This window comes from Geobacillus sp. CAMR5420, assembly GCF_000691465.1.
Lineage (GTDB): Bacteria > Bacillota > Bacilli > Bacillales > Anoxybacillaceae > Geobacillus > Geobacillus thermoleovorans.
This window is the reverse complement of record NZ_JHUS01000010.1, coordinates 1-18,449: the sequence shown is the minus strand read 5'-3', so window position 1 is coordinate 18,449 and position 18,449 is coordinate 1. Positions and strand designations below refer to the sequence as shown.

Genomic DNA, 18,449 nt, shown 5'->3' with positions numbered 1-18,449 from the left:
GTAAGCCAGTCCACCACACAAAAGGAGGTGACGAGATTGAAGAAAGCTCGGGCAGTTTTTCTGCTCGCCCTTGTTGCCCTTGCAGGGGTCAGCCTGTTTCACGTCCTCGCTCCGCATGAAGTGATGGCGCACGGGCGGCCGGGCGCTCCGTTTGACGGCATGCCAGGCGGATTCGGTCATCACCCTCGGGAGTTCATCATGGAGCGGCGCGGTGGCTGGATGATGCCGATGTTGTTCCTAGAGCGGCTCATCCCTCTTTTGCTTGCCGCCGCCGGGGCCGTATGGCTCGCCGCGGCGCGGTCGAAGCGCTGGATCGGCTGGGTGCTCGTCGCGCTCGGGATTGCAGCGTTGCTGCCGAAATGGGTGCTGATCTTGCTCGCACTGGCCGTGGTGTACGCCTTGGGGCGGCGCCAAGGGCGCAAACCGTCCGCCGTTGAGGCGTTGATGCCAGCGACGCCATCCGTTTCCACCGATTGGCTTGATGAATGGGAAAAAACGATTCAAAAGGAGGCACAAACAAATGGGGATTTTTCGCCGAATGAAGACGATCGTTCTCGCTGAAGTGAACGAACAAATCGACCGCTGGGAAGACCCCGTCGCCATGACGAAACAATATTTGCGCGAACTTGAAAAGCAGCTCGAACGAGGGCGCCAGGCGCTCGCCCAGCAATGGGTCGCCGAGCGGCGCTATGAGACGCTCATCGCCCAAGCGGAGGCGACGATTGAAAAACGGAGCCGCCAAGCGAAACTGGCGCTCGAGCGCAACGAAGAAGCCGTCGCCAAACTCGCCTTGCGCGACAAGCTGTTGTATGAGAAAAAGCTGGAGGCGTACAAACAACAATACGACGCCATCAAAGCGAAAACGGCGGAAGTCGCCAACCGTCTAAACCAACTGCGCGAGCGGTACGACGAGCTCGCAGCTAAGCAGCTGGAGCTCGCTACCCGCGTTAACGCCGCGCAAGCGTTGAAGCAAATCGACTCGGCGCTCGCCTCCTTTTCCGCCGACGAGGCGCTGCGCGGATTCGCCCGCATGGAAGAGCGCGTCATCGCGTTAGAAGCCGAGGCAGCCGCTGCCCGATTCGGAACGAACGCCGTGTTGTCCCCTGTGCCGTTTGACGAAGAAGTCGAACGTGAACTGGCGAAATGGAAAGACGCCCAAGCGCATAACGCCTAATTTCCCCCCCTTTTGACATAGATCACCCCCTTGCCGAGTTGGCAAGGGGGATTCGTTTGTTTCGCTCCCTTGGACAAGCGGCGGCCAAAAGCACATGCAGCCCGCGACAAGCCTGAACGATGCCCGATGCCATGGTCTTGCCCCATTGATAAGCAAAATCGTTTCCTTTGTTTTTCCATCGTGCTAAAATTAATTAGAGAGACGAAAGAATACAGGAGATGACCTGCCTTGAACTGGAAACGAAGCGTCCGCATCCTTTGGCTGTGCAATTTCATGGTGTCGGCGGGAATGACGATGGTCATTCCGTTTTTGTCGCTGCTGTTGTGGGAAATGGGCGTCACCGAGCACCATTCGTTGAGCGTCTGGACCGGTCTTGTCTTTTCGGCGACGTTTTTGTCGGCGGCCATCATGGCGCCGATTTGGGGCATGTTCGCCGACAAGTACGGCCAGCGCGCCAACCTCATCCGTGCAGGGATTGGCATGGGGCTGATCACCAGCTGCATGGCGTTCGCCCATTCGCCGATGGCGCTGCTTGTTCTTCGCTTTTTGGTCGGCTTTTTTTCCGGATTCATTACCGTCTCGTTTTCGTACTTGGCGCGCGTCGTGCCAAAAGACCATAGCGGCGAGGCGCTCGGGACGCTGCAGACGGGAAGCATCGCCGGCAACATCATCGGGCCGCTCATCGGCGGCGCCTTATCCGATTGGTTCGGCTTCCGCCCGGTGTTTCTCGTGACCGGGTTTTGCATTTTGGCGACATTGCTTCCTGTCGTCTTTTGGCTCGACAAAGACCCCGTCGCGCCGCAGACGCAAGAGCGCCATGCCAGTTTCAAAGAAGTATTCGCCCATCGGCCGCTCGTCATCTTGTTTGTCGCCACCTTTCTCGTGCAAATCGCCGTTCTTGGCGTCAACTCGATGATGACGATTTTCGTCCAGTCGCTCGTCGGCGATTCTCGCAATCTCGCATTTCTATCAGGGCTCGCCTCCTCGATCACCGGAATCGCCACGATCATCGGCGCGCCGTATTTAGGCAAGCTCGGCGACCGGATCGGGCAGGAGAAAACACTGCCGATGTTGCTTCTGCTCTCCGGCCTGTTCGCCTTGCCGCAAGTATGGACGGACCATCTTTATGAATTGTACGTCTGGCGCTTCTTGCAAGGGCTTGTCGTCGGCGGGGTATGGCCTGCCCTTCAAGCGCTGATCAACGCGCAATGCCCGCGCCGCATCCAAGGCCGCGTGTTCGGCGTCACAGCCAGCTCCCGCTTTCTCGGCAACCTCGCTGGTCCGACGGCAGCGGGAGCCATCGCAGGATTCGCATCCATTTCGGCCATTTTCGCCTTGTCAGGGCTGCTCCTCATCGCCACAGGAGCTTTGGTCGGATACACCGTCCACGACCGCGCATGGCGCGAAGACATGAAAGAAAAAATCGCCGCCTGGGCGCACCGCCTTCACATCCGGCACTGACAGCGCGGCCAAGATCATAAATAAACGACCTGAGAGGAATCCCTTTCAGGCCGTTTTCGCTCATTCTCCCATCCGTCGAAGCAGCGAATACGGAATCGCCTCCCCAACCCGCCCGTTGCGCCCGGTCGTCGTCTCGGCCGTCGTGAGCGAATTCCAAATCGCTTCCTCGGTCGCCTCAATCGCCGCCTGGAACAGTTCATTCATGAGCGGCGCATCGTCGCGGACGAGCGGCGGAACGGATTGCAGCACAGAATCGGAAAAATGCGGAATCGTATAGGCATTGGAAAACGCAATGACAATATCGCCGCTCCCGTGATGGACGCAGCTTCCCGTCCGTCCGAGCCCCACCGCCGCCCGCTTCGCCAGCCGCTTCAACTGCCGCGCATCAAGCGGCGCATCAGTCGCCACGATCATCATAATCGACCCAGGCGGCACATCCCGTTCATCGAACGACGGCGGCATATACGGCACGAACCGCAACTCCTCACGCCGGCCGAAATTGCTCACGACCAGCGCCCCGACCGTATATCCCCTGCTCACGACCCGCGACGAGCTGCCAACGCCCCCTTTCCAACCGAAACACATCATCCCCGTTCCTGCCCCGACCGCTCCTTCTTCCATCTCCACCCGCGCCGCGGCAATCGCCTCTTTCGCATGCTCCTTCGTCACCGCCATCACCCGCGCTGTATTCAAATAGCTGTCATTGCATTCCCCGACGACAATGTTGACCGACCCCGTCACATCCCCAATCTCCGGCGTCGCCTCCAACATATATTCCAGCGTCCCTTGCCAAACCGCCCCGACGCTGAACGTATTCGTCAGCATAATCGGCGACTCGATCACCCCGAGCTCCTCGACTTGCACGAGCCCAGCCGTTTTCCCAAACCCGTTCAACACAAAACAAGCCGCAGGCACTTTCTCCAAAAACGAGTTGCCCCCGTGCGGCAGCACTGCCGTCACCCCTGTGCGGATCACCGTCCGTTCATCGATGTCCTCGCGAATCGTCACATGCCCCACCCTTACCCCGGGCACATCGGTGATTTGATTGCGCTCCCCTGTCGGAAGCGTGCCGATGGAAAAACCGAGATCGCGAAGCTTGCAGCGCATAACCGTTCCCCTTTCTTTCCTTTGCTTGCCCCCATCGTGAAAAAGCAAAAACAAACGCCCATCCGGAAGCAAACAAATGTTGCTCCTTCTATCCAAGTATAGCGCATCGAACAAAGCTGCCGCGAGAAAAACAGAACGAAGAAGAAGTTTTGCGCGTGGCGAGGATCAAGGGAAGATGGTGGGTCATCTCCACATTGCCAGCGAAGACAGCACAAGAGGAGAAAAGATCACCAAATTGCGTGGGTGAAAACGCGATTCAGATATGTGTGGAAGACGGGGAGTTGGATAAGTTTTAATCCCTCATAGGTACGATAAAAACAAAGAGTGTTGGCGGAAGTGGAAAAGGCATTTTCTGCGTTTCAATCCCTCATAGGTACGATAAAAACGGCGGCCACTGCGATTGGCGGAGCGCTAGGGTTTGCCGTGTTTCAATCCCTCATAGGTACGATAAAAACTCGTAAAGGAGGAAGTTGCTATGGAAAACAAAATCAGTTTCAATCCCTCATAGGTACGATAAAAACCTGCGCTCGCGTTGCATAGTCCCAATCGTTGCTGGTTTCAATCCCTCATAGGTACGATAAAAACTCCAAAACTTTCGCAACATTCATCTTCATCGGATGGAGTTTCAATCCCTCATAGGTACGATAAAAACAGCTATTGTGTTTGATCACTAGTTCTTTATACCCTACGTTTCAATCCCTCATAGGTACGATAAAAACGTTCACCATTAGGATATCACCGCCTTCCTCGGCTGGGTTTCAATCCCTCATAGGTACGATAAAAACCGATCGACGCAATTGTCTATTGTGAGACGCTGAAATTGTTTCAATCCCTCATAGGTACGATAAAAACTGGAGAAATGGAAGTGCTGTTTTAAGCGTAGCTGAATTGGTTTCAATCCCTCATAGGTACGATAAAAACAGACAGCTCTTTTATCGATTACACTCCTGCGTCCGGGGTTTCAATCCCTCATAGGTACGATAAAAACGCAAGTTATATGCGTAGTCCTTTGCACCCTTCTTAGTTTCAATCCCTCATAGGTACGATAAAAACCGCTTCCGTTATCGCTGGCAATTTATCCGGATCAATCGGTTTCAATCCCTCATAGGTACGATAAAAACAAAAGGGTTGCTTGGCTACTTGTTGAGCAAACCGGAGTTTCAATCCCTCATAGGTACGATAAAAACCAGTCTAAAAAATGCAATGTTCAGTTCTTGACTAAGTTTCAATCCCTCATAGGTACGATAAAAACGAGCTCAACGCTCTCCAGCTCGTTTTCGCTCGCTCGGTTGAGTTTCAATCCCTCATAGGTACGATAAAAACCGACACGTGACAGCGACAGCTTGTCCACGTCACCGAGTTTCAATCCCTCATAGGTACGATAAAAACAGTGCTATCGTTCCGGTATCAACGACTGGGAAGTGTGGTTTCAATCCCTCATAGGTACGATAAAAACGCCTCGGAATCCAGCAAAATATATCTCTTCCATCCTGTTTCAATCCCTCATAGGTACGATAAAAACCTCGAACGTAGAGAGATCAGTATCGATAATGAAGAAGGGTTTCAATCCCTCATAGGTACGATAAAAACATCATTTCGCGTATGGAAGTCGCGCTTTCCATTCATGTTTCAATCCCTCATAGGTACGATAAAAACTGTTGTGATGCCTCGCAACGCCATGATGATGATTCAGTTTCAATCCCTCATAGGTACGATAAAAACGATTCGATGTTTTCGAAAGCACGGCTGACATAAAGAAAATGTTTCAATCCCTCATAGGTACGATAAAAACCTTTCTATGAAGCTTTGAAACAGGAAGAGCAAGCGATGTTTCAATCCCTCATAGGTACGATAAAAACTCCAACAATGCAGATGCGAGAGCAAATCGGATATCGTGAGTTTCAATCCCTCATAGGTACGATAAAAACCGGTCGAAGCCAATGGAGACTTGGTCAAAAACTTGGCGTTTCAATCCCTCATAGGTACGATAAAAACTCCTTTCTACAAGTCGAATCGATGGGAACGAAAGCGGTTTCAATCCCTCATAGGTACGATAAAAACAAATGCGACGCGCCCAGCGAGCAGCAGAACAATTTGAGTTTCAATCCCTCATAGGTACGATAAAAACCCGCAAGCATTGTTAGACCAAGTAAAAGAAGAATTGGAGTTTCAATCCCTCATAGGTACGATAAAAACCTTGCAAGATGGGGAAGAAGATGTTCCTATCCGTTTCTGTTTCAATCCCTCATAGGTACGATAAAAACAAAAAGGAGGGATCAAAATGAACAAAAACACAGAAGGTTTCAATCCCTCATAGGTACGATAAAAACCCGCGGTAAACAGCTTTTACGGCGTATTGTGCGTGTTTCAATCCCTCATAGGTACGATAAAAACCACCAAGCGGCTATGCAAAACGAGGAATATAAAGCAGTTTCAATCCCTCATAGGTACGATAAAAACTAACTCATTCCATTTCCTCACCCTCCGTTCGTGTCGGTTTCAATCCCTCATAGGTACGATAAAAACATGAAGTACCTTCTAGAACGCGATAACTTTAATGAGTTTCAATCCCTCATAGGTGCGATAAAAACGATATTTCAGTTTTTTTTCCTGAAAAAGTGTCGTGAGTTTCAATCCCTCATAGGTACGATAAAAACAAGTCGGCGAGGTAAATATGCAATCGACTGTCATCGGTTTCAATCCCTCATAGGTACGATAAAAACCATTCCTAGAACACCAGTATCTCCTAAAGGACACAATTTGTTTCAATCCCTCATAGGTACGATAAAAACGCCCGCTCCCTGCGGCGCTCCCGCTGCCGGACGTTGGTTTCAATCCCTCATAGGTACGATAAAAACGCTTTCGCTTTGTTTGCGATTTCTGCCCGTTCTTCGTTTCAATCCCTCATAGGTACGATAAAAACGAGCTCACTTCTCTAAAGTCGGCATCGTCATTCGGAGTTTCAATCCCTCATAGGTACGATAAAAACAAATGCTTTTCCGGGAAAAGGGACTATATGCAATGATGTTTCAATCCCTCATAGGTACGATAAAAACCCAGTTCGGGAATATTACCGATCGCGGCAAGAAACGGGCGTTTCAATCCCTCATAGGTACGATAAAAACTTTGTTATGGGCGCGAGAAGTGAATGGAATTGGAGACGGTTTCAATCCCTCATAGGTACGATAAAAACACTGCTGCATTTGATGTACGGTAATAATCAACATCTTGGTTTCAATCCCTCATAGGTACGATAAAAACGGGTACTACGTTGAGTATCACATTGTATTTCGAGAGTTTCAATCCCTCATAGGTACGATAAAAACTTTTCGGTGAAAATCGGCTCGAGCGTGCGTTGTTTCAGTTTCAATCCCTCATAGGTACGATAAAAACTAGTATTGCACGCTTTACTTTGTTGGTTATTACTGTTGTGTTTCAATCCCTCATAGGTACGATAAAAACATCGTCATTGGTGGAAATTTTACGTGCCAGATGAGGGTTTCAATCCCTCATAGGTACGATAAAAACGGCCAAGACGTTGAGAAAGTCGAGACAGTCAAAAAGGGTTTCAATCCCTCATAGGTACGATAAAAACAGTTCGCTCGTCCAACACATTTCCGTTTGCATCGAGGTTTCAATCCCTCATAGGTACGATAAAAACAGAGTTCTTGCGCTGCAAACGCGACTTGGACGAGCTTATGTTTCAATCCCTCATAGGTACGATAAAAACGCGGAGTTTAATTCCGGTCACCGATTCGCTGGGAAGAAAAGTTTCAATCCCTCATAGGTACGATAAAAACAAGAGTCTAGCGCGTTGATTGTGTTCGATGAGGCGTGTTTCAATCCCTCATAGGTACGATAAAAACAGGACGATAGAAGATACTGTTGACTGGATCGAGCGTGTTTCAATCCCTCATAGGTACGATAAAAACGACGAGCAACAAGTCAGAGAACTGACCAGCCCAATTAGGTTTCAATCCCTCATAGGTACGATAAAAACCTTCATTTTTTGATAGTACGCCGCGATCGAATGCAGCGTTTCAATCCCTCATAGGTACGATAAAAACTTTATAACGCCAAGCCCTACAAAACAGGGGACCGGATGTTTCAATCCCTCATAGGTACGATAAAAACGCGGTAGCGTTTAACCGCTTCCCTAAAATCTTCCCGGCTGTTTCAATCCCTCATAGGTACGATAAAAACCGTTTGACGGAAAAATACGCAGAATTTGACCAAGGTTTCAATCCCTCATAGGTACGATAAAAACGATCCGTGCGTTTTGCGGATCGCCATTTTAACCGGGGTTTCAATCCCTCATAGGTACGATAAAAACTTTAGCCATTGGGCAGTTGACATTAGCTTGGTCATCGTTTCAATCCCTCATAGGTACGATAAAAACACCCCAAACCATGCGCATCAAATCAAGCTTTTTCCCTTTGGGTTGTTTCCAGAATATCACGTTTCAAAAATTCTGTCAATACAGTTCGGCCGTGATGGCTGTAGGATTTTTGGCGCAAAAAACATTGTCGTCGATCCCCCGGGATTTTTGCACGATTGGGGGTCGACGACAATCGCAAGACCCTCACTTTTCCTCCAACAGTTGTTGAAGTTTGTCCATTTTTTGCTTTTGCTTTTTGCTGACGGCTTTTCCCCATTCTCCGATACGTTTCCAATACGCCTGCAACGCAACGGCGGCTTGTTTGTTTTGCTGCTCGATCACCTGTTGGTAAAGGCTATCCTTGCTTCGCTGCCTATCCGTTTCGCTGTCAGTCAACCGTTCAATTTCGGCCACCAACCGTTCTTCGGGGGAGAGGAGGGCCAGCCTTGCTCGTTCTTCTTCCTCGCGTCTCTTTCGCTCCACCATTTCCTGCTCGATTTTCCGGCGCTCAAGACGGGCGCGTTCTTTTTGCACCATTGGGAGGAATTCGGTTTCCGTCACGTCGTCCACCTCAGAAAATCGACCATATCCCGAAGATGTTTTCGAACCGATCCCCCATTCCATCAACGCCTGTTTTGTGTATAACGATGCTGCCTCCAACAAACGGGCGGTTTTTTCATCGTCTCGAAAGCCATGAGCCGTTAAATAAATGTCCACCTCTGCAGCCATGACCGTCCAAAACGAAACGGGAACAGGTTTTTGATTATCTGTCGCAGCGTTTTTTCCCTCATAATACTCCTTCATATGTACAGCGAGCACATCCTTTTCCAACCGCAATCCATCGATGAGAAAGATGTCGTAAAACTGCACCTGTCCTTTATGGTCTTGTATCCCAAAAATCGCACATCCATCTTCATGCTCGCCGAGCCGTTTCTCGTCCCCTTCGCAATACGCCTCGATAAACCAATGGCGCACAAGGCCTTTCAGACTGGAGGCAGGAATGTAAGGAAGACCGTACACGGGGTGGATCGTCAATGACGTCTCGCGAACATGCCCCGCGCCCAGTCCGTGGACAATTCGGCCAGAGAGGCGGGCTTTCAGCTTCTTGACTCCCCCTGTTTGCGCCCATTCCACCATGGCCTGTTCTCGCTGCGCCCGCAGCTGCTCGCCAATCTCTTTCAGCTCGGGGAGAATCGGGGCGGATTTCAACTGTTTCGAAGGCTCCCACACTTTTTTACGGTCATTCCACCGATGCTCGATAAAATAATGGAGATGGTACGCCAAATGCCCGATCGATTTATTGGCCTTTTGCACGACTTCTAGGGTGTCCTTTGGATGAAAAAGCATGCCCTCCCCTCCTTACTCTGCCGCCTTTGCATCGTCTTTCGCCATCCCGTCGGCAAACTTGCGCATCCAATCTAGCAGCGCCATTGCTTCCATCGTCCATAACCGGTAATCAACGCTCGATAAGTTGACGACAGCCTCGACGAGTTCTTGGTTTGCCGATGAAAATTGATCCGGAAACTGTTCCCTCATCCATTTTGCGAGGGATTGATAAATCGCCTTGTATTCCTTCCCTTTTTGAAAACAAAACGCCAATGCTTGTCCGAGACCGTTGACTTGAATTAAGGACGGCATTTTTTTGACGTAAGAACGATAGTTTTCGAAGCTTCCTCTCAATCGTTCTTTTGCCTGTTTCACTTCTTGAAACGCAAATGCGGCTCTCCCGTTCTCAATCCCCACACGCTTCACGTTTGTTTCCATGGCTCCTCCTCCGTTCACACCCAAATCGTTCTCATCATTCCGCGGCCTAATGTACTGTTCCCGCCAAGCTGAAAGACGGATGGAAATTTGTTTTCATTCACAAAGTACTGTTCAATATCCGCAGCCTTCGCAAGACCGTCTATTCCGTCTCCCCGTACATCACCAATGTAGAGGAAACTGTAAAAAACCGTTTCTGGCGGAACATTTTCCTCATACCAGAGCGCACCGTTGTCAACGGTCCCTGTCTCCGGTGAAATGCGAATGCGCGCGTTAATTTCGGTCGACAATTTGACGAAATCCGTGAAATCGTCATCGGAGAGAACAACGAGTCGATCTACAAGACGCAGGCGGCAATGCTCCCCAAGGAGGGCGGCAAGTTGTTCCGCCAGCTGTTTCGCTTCAGAAGAGACGGTGACCGAAAACGCATACTCCTCCAGCACAATGCGTCCATTGACCGCCATCAACCGGTCGGAACTGACCGTGTTCGGTGCGGGCACCGGAAGAAGTTGAACTTCTTTCCCGATCGATTGCTGATGGACGCTCATCTCTTGATTCCACCGCTCAATCACAAACGGGCACGTAATCCAAGCAAATACGCCGCGAAGCGATTTAACCGGAAACAGCAAAACACGTGCATCACTCAGAGCAATGGCGCTCGCTTGTGTGACGCTTTCCTGTCCTTTGTCCGCGCCGAAAATCAGTTCAAGCTTCTTCCCATCTTCGAGCAGCGACTGTGTCATGTGATATCGAAGCGCGCCTTTGAGCGAGGAGCTTTCGATTTTTGGAAATCCTGTATGCTTCTCCCGCTGGATAGGCAAGTCGACAAACCCGATCTCGCTCCCGCTCCCCGCATGGACAGACGTAATGGCATGCATAAGAAAAGGCCGTACGATCGAATACATTACAACTCCTCCTCGCTTTCTTTTGCACTCGTGATCACCGCAAACCCAAACCCTTCCTCTGCCCCTTCATCAGTGAAATGAACACCGTCAAGGGCAGAAAAGACATGGGGCAAATCATCATCCCGCTCGATCTTCACGTAAATGACAGAACCCGCTGGAACCATCCATTTTCGCGGTTTTGGACGATGTCGGACGATGTCCCATCCTCCGTACAACTCCGGTCGTCCGATGGAAGCGGCAAGCCATGTCACCACCGCTCCGTTCGGCCATGTCCACCGATCACCGTCCATCGCAATCGGACGAGAGCCGTTGGCGAAAATCGCAGGGGACAAAAAGATAATCTTTGCCAGCCTCGTCCGCTCGATGTCTTGTTCAATCCTCTTTTTCTCGTCCGGATTCCATATACGAAGCATTTCCGGCTGCTGGCGGACAGACCACGGCCGGTTTTCCCCGCCGATCCGCGCCCACTTGACATCAGAGAAATCCGGTCCATCACCGATGTAAGCGACAAGAGACGCCCCATCTACAAAACGCCCTTTCGCCACCCGGTATAAAAGCCCCTTTTGTGCTGTTCGGCTGGACGTGTCGAGTTGAATTCCCACCTTATCTTCCCGAGCGATGAACGATGACAATGAACAAAGGGAAGAGATTGGCTTATTCTCAAGAAGCGCCTGCTTCCATTCCTCCATCGGGACGTAATAGTGCTGCGGACTTTTCGTTTTGTCACGCCGCGAAGAAGCCAGACGCCACATCGAAGCAGATGATGAAGGCTTTCGGTCTTTGACAAGCCGCAATGGATACGCTTTGAGCGATTTTTCCTCCTCTATGACTTGATAATCAAAGGGCAGGGGAAAGAACAAGACGTCTTCTTTCACCAGCGTGCAATAATGGAGACAGAACTGCCCCCGCTCAGTCGGGGTGCCCATCCATCTCCTCACCTGTTCATCACTGCCCCTCGTAAAATCGTCAAACGTGCTGTACGCATAAATGTACGCCGCCCGCAACGCGCCGTAAATCGTATTCGGGCGCGGAGGGAATATCGACTCCATCACCGTCGCCTCCCCCGCTTGCGTCGCATGATGGTTTTTAAAGAAAAACGTGTCTACCGGTGTCAAGACTAATTTTGTCATTGCCCGTTCCCCTCGCTCCGTTTGAAAAAGGTCAATATCTTTAACAGATACAAAAAGTCATAGCCGCTGCGAACCGCTTCATGCAAAGACAAAAGAACTTGCGTGTGATGGGCGATCTCTTGGGCGCTCAGATGGCTTCCCTCTTTTACAGACCGCTTAAGCAAACGCCGAAGCTCTGTCGCGAGCATGTCGCCATTCTCCCATTTAGGGCAGTGCCGCTCATGCAGCAGCGGGGCAAACGCGGAAGCGAAATGAAAAATAAAGTTCGGCGACAGGGATGTTTTCAACAGATTAATCCATTGATCCAATAATTGTGAAACCTTCTCTCCTCCAATCATCCATGGGAGAACCGCTTCCGAAATCTCGCCAGAGCGGGTGTGAAGCGCTAAAGCAAGGGCGTCCTTTCGCTGCCCCGTCTTGTCGTTGGAATACTGTTTCGCCTTTTTCTCCAACGCTCTGACAGCGTTAAGAACGAGATGGAGCGGCGACTTTTTGTGAGCGATGACCACGCCAAACGAGGCGGTCGCTCCATGACCTAATCCTTTCCATTCATCGCCAAACGCCAATCGGAGCTCCTCCGCCGCTTTCAGCACCGTCTCGGTCGGCAAGAAGGCGAGAACATCATCGCCTCCTGCATAAACAAGCTTGCCGTGGCATTGTTCTTCGACAATTTGAGGAACGACTTCTTTCGCAAATCGCGCCAACTTTTTACTCGTTTCGCTATACTCCTCTTTCCGCTCCCCGGAGAACCATTTCCCCATGTTGTCCCCATCCATCATGAGCACAGCGTAATAATCGCCCGCTCCGATCTCGAGGACAGACGGAAACGACAAAAACGAGGCGCCAAACAACTTGGAAAAATAATCGCGGGCGGCCCGTTTTCCTAAACAAATGCCGCATAAAAATTCATTGTCTTGAATCCGTCCCGCGCGGCGGTCATCTTCTTCGCCCCCAGCTCCTTGAAATTCCGCCGCCCGCCGCTTCCAAAGGTGGAGCGTTTTCCGCTTGATCTCACCGTAATGATCCGTTTCCTTCATCTCGGCAAGCCGCAACGCCTCCCTTTCCTTGCAGACGGAGCAAACAAGGCCGGATTGGGAAACAGGAATGTAATGCTTCTCATTTTTCAGCGCCCCCAACCGCCGTTCGGCGCGTTCACGCACGGTCCGGAACGAAGCGGACGGCTCATACGGTTCAGCGACCCAGTACACTTCTAAAAACGACTGCACTTGTTGTTCCACCATCATCTCCAGCCATTCATACTCTTCAGCAGTGAGATGTGGAAACACGCGTCGAATGGCTTGAAAGCAGAAGTCCAGAAACACTTGGCGAACATTGTCCTCCACTTCGCGCAGCCAGCCGCCAACCTTTTCTTCTGTTCCCTTCATCACCACCGTCACGCGGTTCGGGATCGAAGCAATGCGAAAATCCCGCGCAGATGGCGACCGCAACTCCTCCCTTGTGACGAGCGGGTATACGACTTCACAGTTGGCGTCCAATTGGTAAAACTGTTTGATCGCCTCTCGCACCAAGTGGGACAAAATATAACTTCCGCTCCAAAAATCTTCCGTTTTGCGGGCTGAAGCGATAAACGACTGCACAGGCCCGACCGTAAAAATGACGATATAGCGATTGGTCATATCCTCACCCCAACGATCTCTAAAAACCGGTTTCGATCCCGCTCATAGCGCGGCTCGCTGTAGCGCGAGCCGCCGCTTCTCACTTCCGTCACAATCGGGTGGTACCGATTCCCAATTTTTCTCACCGTGCACCATAATGGCGAAGAAAGCTTTTTGCTTCCTTGCACAAAACCGAGATTTCCATAGCGGTTCGCTTCATGCGACGCTTTTCCAAACGCCCTTGTCACTTCCGCGGCGCTTTCTTTCCCCTCCCCAATCCACACTGCGGACAACACAGGGTGCAGCGTCCGAATGTCCTCGCGGCGCGCCACGAGGCAGCCGTCCTCCGCAAAGGAAAACGCCTCCGCCACTCCGATGTGCTCAAGCACCGTACGCAAACTTTTGGCGTATTCCCCAACGTTATTCCACTGATGCCCCGTCCATTGCACAGCTCCGAACCCGCGGCGCGACCGCTGCCCGAATCCCGCCAGGTGAAGCACATACTGAAAGTGCCATTCATACGCCGGAAGCAGCTGCTCATGCCGCTTCCGCACCGAAAGCGTCACCGTCACCTCCCCACCGGCAGGAAGGGCGGGGACAGGCACAGGAGATGTGCGGTGCGGTAACATGTTTTCCCGTTTCGTTCCTTCCATCACGCCCGCCATGGATAAATGAACGGGGGATTGCTGCTTCGTCTCTCGCGTGCCGCCAAACCATTCTTCTTCTTTGGCAAGCAAATCGCGGTGGTTCGTCTCGCTTTGCAACGTCCGCCACCAGTACCGCCATACCCCGCGCAGCGACGGAATGCGAAACTCCGCCTTTGCCTTCGGATCAAACCCGTGAATGGCGGCCGGCGTCAACAGAACAAGCTGATACGGCGACTGAACAATGGCAGACGCTTCGTTCCATTTCAAACGTTCCATCATCCGCTCTCCTTTACGTTTGCATCGACTTTGCCAACATCGACATTTTCTCAAAGAATGTAAAAAGTTCCTTAAATGTCGTCTCGGCATCCGGCCAAAATTTTTCCGCTTTTAACGGCTGCGGGCGCGCCCCAGCGTGATTGATATCGTTGCGCCGCTCCTTCACCAAGCCAAACGGTTCCAAGTCGTTCCGATAAGGAGACAAGGCGTTGACCATTTGTTCGACCCGCTCCATAGAACGAACACGCCATTGGTCCTTCGGAATATTGCGCAACAAAATTTGAATGGCAGAATGAACGTCGCTCCGAATCCCCTCATTTCGCGGGTCGAACCCAAACACCCGGCAAATGGCCGTCACCCCGTTTTCCTCCAACATCGTCAACGCCGATTGAATAAGACCGTGATCCAGGCACCAACGTACAACTTTCCAGCTGTTCATAATCGGGTCATCATCAAACATCGCGTACTTTTTCTCCATGGCATCCAGCAACGGAACGAGCGGTTTGATCGCTTCCGTCGGCGACGAACGAACACGGTCGAGCTGCTGGCGAAATTTCTGCACTTCCTCATCAATTTGCAGGCTTCTGCACGTGCGGATCGCTTTCTCCGTCTGATCGAGCTGTTCCGTCAACTTGTTTAACCCCGCCACCTCCTTCCGCATCTCTTGGCTCGAAGACGGATTGCGGAACACTTCACTGTTTTCCTTCTTGGTCAGCGCCCGAATGATGGAAGCATCTCCGGTGCGTAAAAATTGGTCGACCCCGTTCGTCCAATCGAGCAACCCCGCCATGCCCGTCAAATTGACAATCGGCGCCAACCGCCGTTCTGGAGGCAGCTGTTTGACATCGGCTGGACGCCCAAGCATTTCAAACCAGCCGTAAACGATCGCGCCAATGTCCGCTTTTTTCACAAAGCGGGCGTAGTTCAACACGATGAGCGCGACAAACGGGATGGAACGGAAACTGTGGGTGATGTCAAAATAAATCGTATCCCCTTCCCGAATTTCATTCAGAATGCAGTCAAACAACCGCCAATTGGCCTGTTCATCCTGACGGCTTTCCATTTCCACGAGCTTCACATTCGCCTCAGGGGCGATGCGCTGAAAAGCGGTGGTCAAGCCCTCCAGCCGCTCCTCCCCTTTCAAGCGGTCTTGCCCATTCCGCTCCCGCGCCTCTTTCGTCGCAAACACCACCACATCCATCGGCCCATCCCCGCGAAACAACTCATACACCGCTGTCTGGATAAAACGCGTATAAGAAGACACGTTGCCCTCGTATGTGTAATAACAATATTCATAATCGCTCAATCCGAGAAATGACAACAGTACTTTTCTTCCCGCGCTCATCTCTCCATTCCCACCAACCGTCTCGTCATATCGACAAACGGCGAATTATCTTCATAAATCCCTTTCCCTTTCGACGCTTCCCGCTCATAACGATTATGGTCGAGCCATAAATAGTTGGCGTACAGCCGATCTTCCCGCTCATCATACCGGTAGGCAAGGCGAAACGCTGTTTGCCCGTTGCTGGCTCCTTTGTACAAGTGATATTTCACTTTGCGCCCATCGATCGTTTTGAAGGCTTTTTCATGATGCAACACCGCAACGTCGCCCTCTTTATGCTTCAGCTTCTTCGCCAGCTCCCGCATCTGCTGGTGCACAAACAACGACTGATGGTGATTATGCCGAAGTAGATCGGCGACTTGTTTCGATACAAGGTACGTTGTCGCAAACAAATGTTTATATTTTTCATTCTCAAGCAAAAATTGCCCAAACGCGCTTAAATACACCAACTCCTCTTCTTGATGAAACAAAAATGGATACTGAAGAACACATTGTTTTTCATGGTAGGAAAGCGAATCCACGCTGACCATATCTTTCTGGCATTTCCGCAACAAGTCGAAATGCTCATGGACAAACTGCTCGTCAATATGTATGGGCACAGGAGGAATCTCATGCAACACTTGGCCGTCCTCATGCATATAAGCCGTCGGGTAGTGCAGAAACGCCCCGACGATGTAGCCCAACGATGTCATCACTTTATACCCGCCAATCGGCGCAAAACAAGTTGTTGACGGTTCCCCGTGGGAGAGAGCATCCGCCACCTTCCACATGTATTCCCCCAATGTCTCTTGCATCCGTCTTGGATGATTCACATCCACATCCACGTACATGACGCGAACATTTGCCGCAAAGTCTTCCTCAAGCAATCTCGTCAACACGGCTTCCACAATCCGTCCTCCCACCGTGTCTGTCGCAATGAGGACAACCGTCGGCCTCTCCGCCAATTTCCCTTGTCGACGAAGTTCATAAATCATCGAATACTCCGCCGACACACGGTTGGGATCCCGGGCGGCCTCATGAGCAAACTGCCTGGCATGACGAATCCATTCGTCAATTTTTCGTTGTTTTTCCTCATTGATGTTGGCCGCGCTCAACCAAGGACGAATCTCCCCCATGATTTCATCCCGATTCATCGAGAAAACGTTCCTGTTTCCTGTCAACAGCGACACACCACACGTTACAACAATATGCTGGTACAACCGCCCTTCCCCTCCATATTTCTTTCATCTTGGGAAAATATAGCTATGTTTATATCAATTATATCCTATTTTTCAAGTATAGAGGGAGATATTTTTCAACAATTCCAAACATTTTACCGCTGAAGAGACGGGTGAAAAACGAATTTTCCACCCAACTCCGCGAAGGCGAATGGAAAATAACAAGGCCCCTCGAAAGTAAAAGAGCGTCTCTTCCAACTGGTTTTTCCGCTGCTCCCGTTACGCAAAACTTACAAAACTCTACAAGAGACTTGCAGAAGTTTTCGTTTGCTTCCTTGTTCATCGCGTCCGATTTCGCCGAAGCTACTCTCGTTTGGTTGACGCTCCGAAGGCTTCACTTCCCGTGTAACTCACGGTACCCGTCACTATGCAGGATATCTCGAAAGATTGATGCTTGCATTTAAACCTCGGCTTTCTTGCTTGCCCCTTAAAGAACTTCTTGTATGCCTCGCAAGCATCCTTAATGGCTTGTTTGGTGATGTTGTTGGAATACTGATATAGCCATTGATAATTTGGATCGTTTTGTTTTAAAGCCGTCAGCCTTTTTCGCAACTCCCCATCCTTGATGAATGTGCCGCCCTTTTTGTAGTTGGCTTCTTGTTGTTCAAGCGCCCAATTGTATGCCCAACGAGCCACACCAGCGGAGCCAAATAATGCGGTCTTTTGCTTGTTGTTTGGCTCTAGCCTAACTTTGATGGACCGAATCATCCTCAAGCCACTCCCTTATCATCTTCTTGACTCGGTTGGCTCTTTTCCCTTGAAGTTTACAACTGAAAACGGTAATAATTTGGACTAAATCCTCGACCAGCTCTTGTTCTTCTGTTTTTTCTGTTTGGTCAATGATTTCAATTTCTGTCCCATAACGTTGACAGATTTGTTCAATCAGTTCAAACCCAAAACGAACGAATCGGTCTTTATACAAAACAACAATTTTTTCCACTTCATGATTACAAACCATGTCGATTAGGCGGCTTAATCCCTTTTTCGTGTAGTTGATTCCACTTCCAATATCTTCGATGATTTCAAACGAATACCCTTTTGCAATCATATACGTGCGTACTGCTTCAACTTGCCGTTCCAACTCATCTTTTTGTTTCCGACTCGATACTCGACAATAACCAACGACTTTTTTAGGAGGAGTTGCCTTTTTGATCCCAAGTATTTGATGAAGCTGTTCTTCTGAATAATAGCGAAATCCTGACGGTGCAACATAAGCAGGCTTTAAAACATTATTTTTATCCCAATTTCGCAAAGTTTGCTGACTTTTTCCGATAAGTTTTGCAAATTCGCCAATACTATAATACTTCACAACAATCAACTCCCTACATAAATAACACCTCACATTTCGCACCCTAACAAGGTCAAAACAAAGGATTTTTTATTTAGTTTTTCAGAATAACTTTTTGACCAACACAACGAGCGATGGCTATCCTTT

General features: G+C 50.3%; 13 protein-coding genes, 1 pseudogene and 1 CRISPR repeat array. Of the genes and pseudogenes, 3 read left to right on the top strand and 11 right to left on the bottom strand.

All coding sequences use genetic code 11. The features are described from left to right. The first annotated feature begins 36 nt into the window (after positions 1-36). From DI44_RS14330 to DI44_RS14340, 3 genes are all read left to right on the top strand, one after another. Positions 37-561, top strand: a complete 525-nt coding sequence (locus DI44_RS14330; protein ID WP_033024603.1) for a hypothetical protein — start codon at positions 37-39, stop codon at positions 559-561. Beyond that, entirely contained in the window at positions 521-1,174 is a 654-nt protein-coding gene (locus DI44_RS14335) for a PspA/IM30 family protein (RefSeq protein WP_033024600.1), read from the top strand. Before DI44_RS14330 ends, DI44_RS14335 begins: the two co-directional genes overlap by 41 nt. A gap of 228 nt (positions 1,175-1,402) precedes the next feature. Beyond that, positions 1,403-2,635, top strand: coding sequence for an MFS transporter (locus DI44_RS14340; protein WP_033024599.1), 1,233 nt, complete (start codon positions 1,403-1,405; stop codon positions 2,633-2,635). Between the two features lie 60 nt (positions 2,636-2,695). Here DI44_RS14340 and DI44_RS14345 read toward each other — a convergent pair whose 3' ends face one another. The 11 genes and pseudogenes from DI44_RS14345 to DI44_RS14395 form a co-directional block, all read right to left on the bottom strand. Next, complete coding sequence (locus DI44_RS14345) at positions 2,696-3,742, bottom strand: P1 family peptidase (RefSeq protein WP_033024615.1); 1,047 nt, start codon at positions 3,740-3,742, stop codon at positions 2,696-2,698. A 289-nt stretch (positions 3,743-4,031) separates the two neighbouring features. Further along, a CRISPR array of direct repeats spans positions 4,032-8,141; the repeat unit is 30 nt; unit sequence GTTTCAATCCCTCATAGGTACGATAAAAAC. Between the two features lie 183 nt (positions 8,142-8,324). Next, positions 8,325-9,467 (bottom strand): type III-B CRISPR module RAMP protein Cmr6, encoded by a 1,143-nt coding sequence (gene cmr6, locus DI44_RS14350; RefSeq protein ID WP_033024598.1) that lies wholly within the window; start codon positions 9,465-9,467, stop codon positions 8,325-8,327. Between the two features lie 12 nt (positions 9,468-9,479). Further along, positions 9,480-9,884 carry a type III-B CRISPR module-associated protein Cmr5 gene (gene cmr5 / locus DI44_RS14355; RefSeq protein WP_015373850.1) on the bottom strand — a complete coding sequence of 135 codons (405 nt, stop codon included), beginning with the start codon at positions 9,882-9,884 and terminating at the stop codon, positions 9,480-9,482. 14 nt (positions 9,885-9,898) lie between these two features. Beyond that, positions 9,899-10,786 carry a type III-B CRISPR module RAMP protein Cmr4 gene (gene cmr4, locus DI44_RS14360; RefSeq protein WP_033024597.1) on the bottom strand — a complete coding sequence of 296 codons (888 nt, stop codon included), beginning with the start codon at positions 10,784-10,786 and terminating at the stop codon, positions 9,899-9,901. Continuing rightward, complete coding sequence (locus DI44_RS14365; RefSeq protein ID WP_033024596.1) at positions 10,786-11,916, bottom strand: type III-B CRISPR module-associated Cmr3 family protein; 1,131 nt, start codon at positions 11,914-11,916, stop codon at positions 10,786-10,788. The genes cmr4 and DI44_RS14365 overlap by 1 nt, the downstream gene beginning before the upstream one ends. Then, entirely contained in the window at positions 11,913-13,553 is a 1,641-nt protein-coding gene (gene cas10, locus DI44_RS14370; RefSeq protein ID WP_033024595.1) for a type III-B CRISPR-associated protein Cas10/Cmr2, read from the bottom strand. Before cas10 ends, DI44_RS14365 begins: the two co-directional genes overlap by 4 nt. Next, positions 13,550-14,458: an RAMP superfamily CRISPR-associated protein gene (locus DI44_RS14375; protein ID WP_128723145.1), complete on the bottom strand. Its 909-nt coding sequence runs from the start codon at positions 14,456-14,458 to the stop codon at positions 13,550-13,552. Before DI44_RS14375 ends, cas10 begins: the two co-directional genes overlap by 4 nt. A gap of 10 nt (positions 14,459-14,468) precedes the next feature. Then, a complete protein-coding gene (csx2, locus tag DI44_RS14380; protein WP_033024593.1) occupies positions 14,469-15,800 on the bottom strand; it encodes a TIGR02221 family CRISPR-associated protein in 1,332 nt (443 codons plus the stop codon). Further along, positions 15,797-16,930 (bottom strand): putative CRISPR-associated protein, encoded by a 1,134-nt coding sequence (locus tag DI44_RS14385; protein ID WP_020279857.1) that lies wholly within the window; start codon positions 16,928-16,930, stop codon positions 15,797-15,799. The genes csx2 and DI44_RS14385 overlap by 4 nt, the downstream gene beginning before the upstream one ends. A 468-nt stretch (positions 16,931-17,398) precedes the next feature. Further along, positions 17,399-17,722: pseudogene (locus DI44_RS14390) on the bottom strand (helix-turn-helix domain-containing protein); the annotation flags it as partial. Further along, complete coding sequence (locus DI44_RS14395) at positions 17,700-18,323, bottom strand: IS607 family transposase (RefSeq protein ID WP_025039250.1); 624 nt, start codon at positions 18,321-18,323, stop codon at positions 17,700-17,702. The gene DI44_RS14395 and the pseudogene DI44_RS14390, both read right to left, overlap by 23 nt. Positions 18,324-18,449: the final 126 nt, after the last annotated feature.

What these genes read in the sequence shown, in the direction of transcription:
- DI44_RS14335 (WP_033024600.1), top strand. Translation starts at nt 521, where the DNA reads ATGGGGATTTTTCGCCGAATGAAGACGATCGTTCTCGCTGAAGTGAAC.
- cmr5 (WP_015373850.1), bottom strand. Translation starts at nt 9,884, where the DNA reads ATGGAAACAAACGTGAAGCGTGTGGGGATTGAGAACGGGAGAGCCGCA.
- DI44_RS14365 (WP_033024596.1), bottom strand. Translation starts at nt 11,916, where the DNA reads ATGACAAAATTAGTCTTGACACCGGTAGACACGTTTTTCTTTAAAAAC.
- DI44_RS14345 (WP_033024615.1), bottom strand. Translation starts at nt 3,742, where the DNA reads ATGCGCTGCAAGCTTCGCGATCTCGGTTTTTCCATCGGCACGCTTCCG.
- DI44_RS14385 (WP_020279857.1), bottom strand. Translation starts at nt 16,930, where the DNA reads ATGAATCGGGATGAAATCATGGGGGAGATTCGTCCTTGGTTGAGCGCG.
- cmr4 (WP_033024597.1), bottom strand. Translation starts at nt 10,786, where the DNA reads ATGTATTCGATCGTACGGCCTTTTCTTATGCATGCCATTACGTCTGTC.
- cas10 (WP_033024595.1), bottom strand. Translation starts at nt 13,553, where the DNA reads ATGACCAATCGCTATATCGTCATTTTTACGGTCGGGCCTGTGCAGTCG.
- csx2 (WP_033024593.1), bottom strand. Translation starts at nt 15,800, where the DNA reads ATGAGCGCGGGAAGAAAAGTACTGTTGTCATTTCTCGGATTGAGCGAT.
- DI44_RS14375 (WP_128723145.1), bottom strand. Translation starts at nt 14,458, where the DNA reads ATGATGGAACGTTTGAAATGGAACGAAGCGTCTGCCATTGTTCAGTCG.
- cmr6 (WP_033024598.1), bottom strand. Translation starts at nt 9,467, where the DNA reads ATGCTTTTTCATCCAAAGGACACCCTAGAAGTCGTGCAAAAGGCCAAT.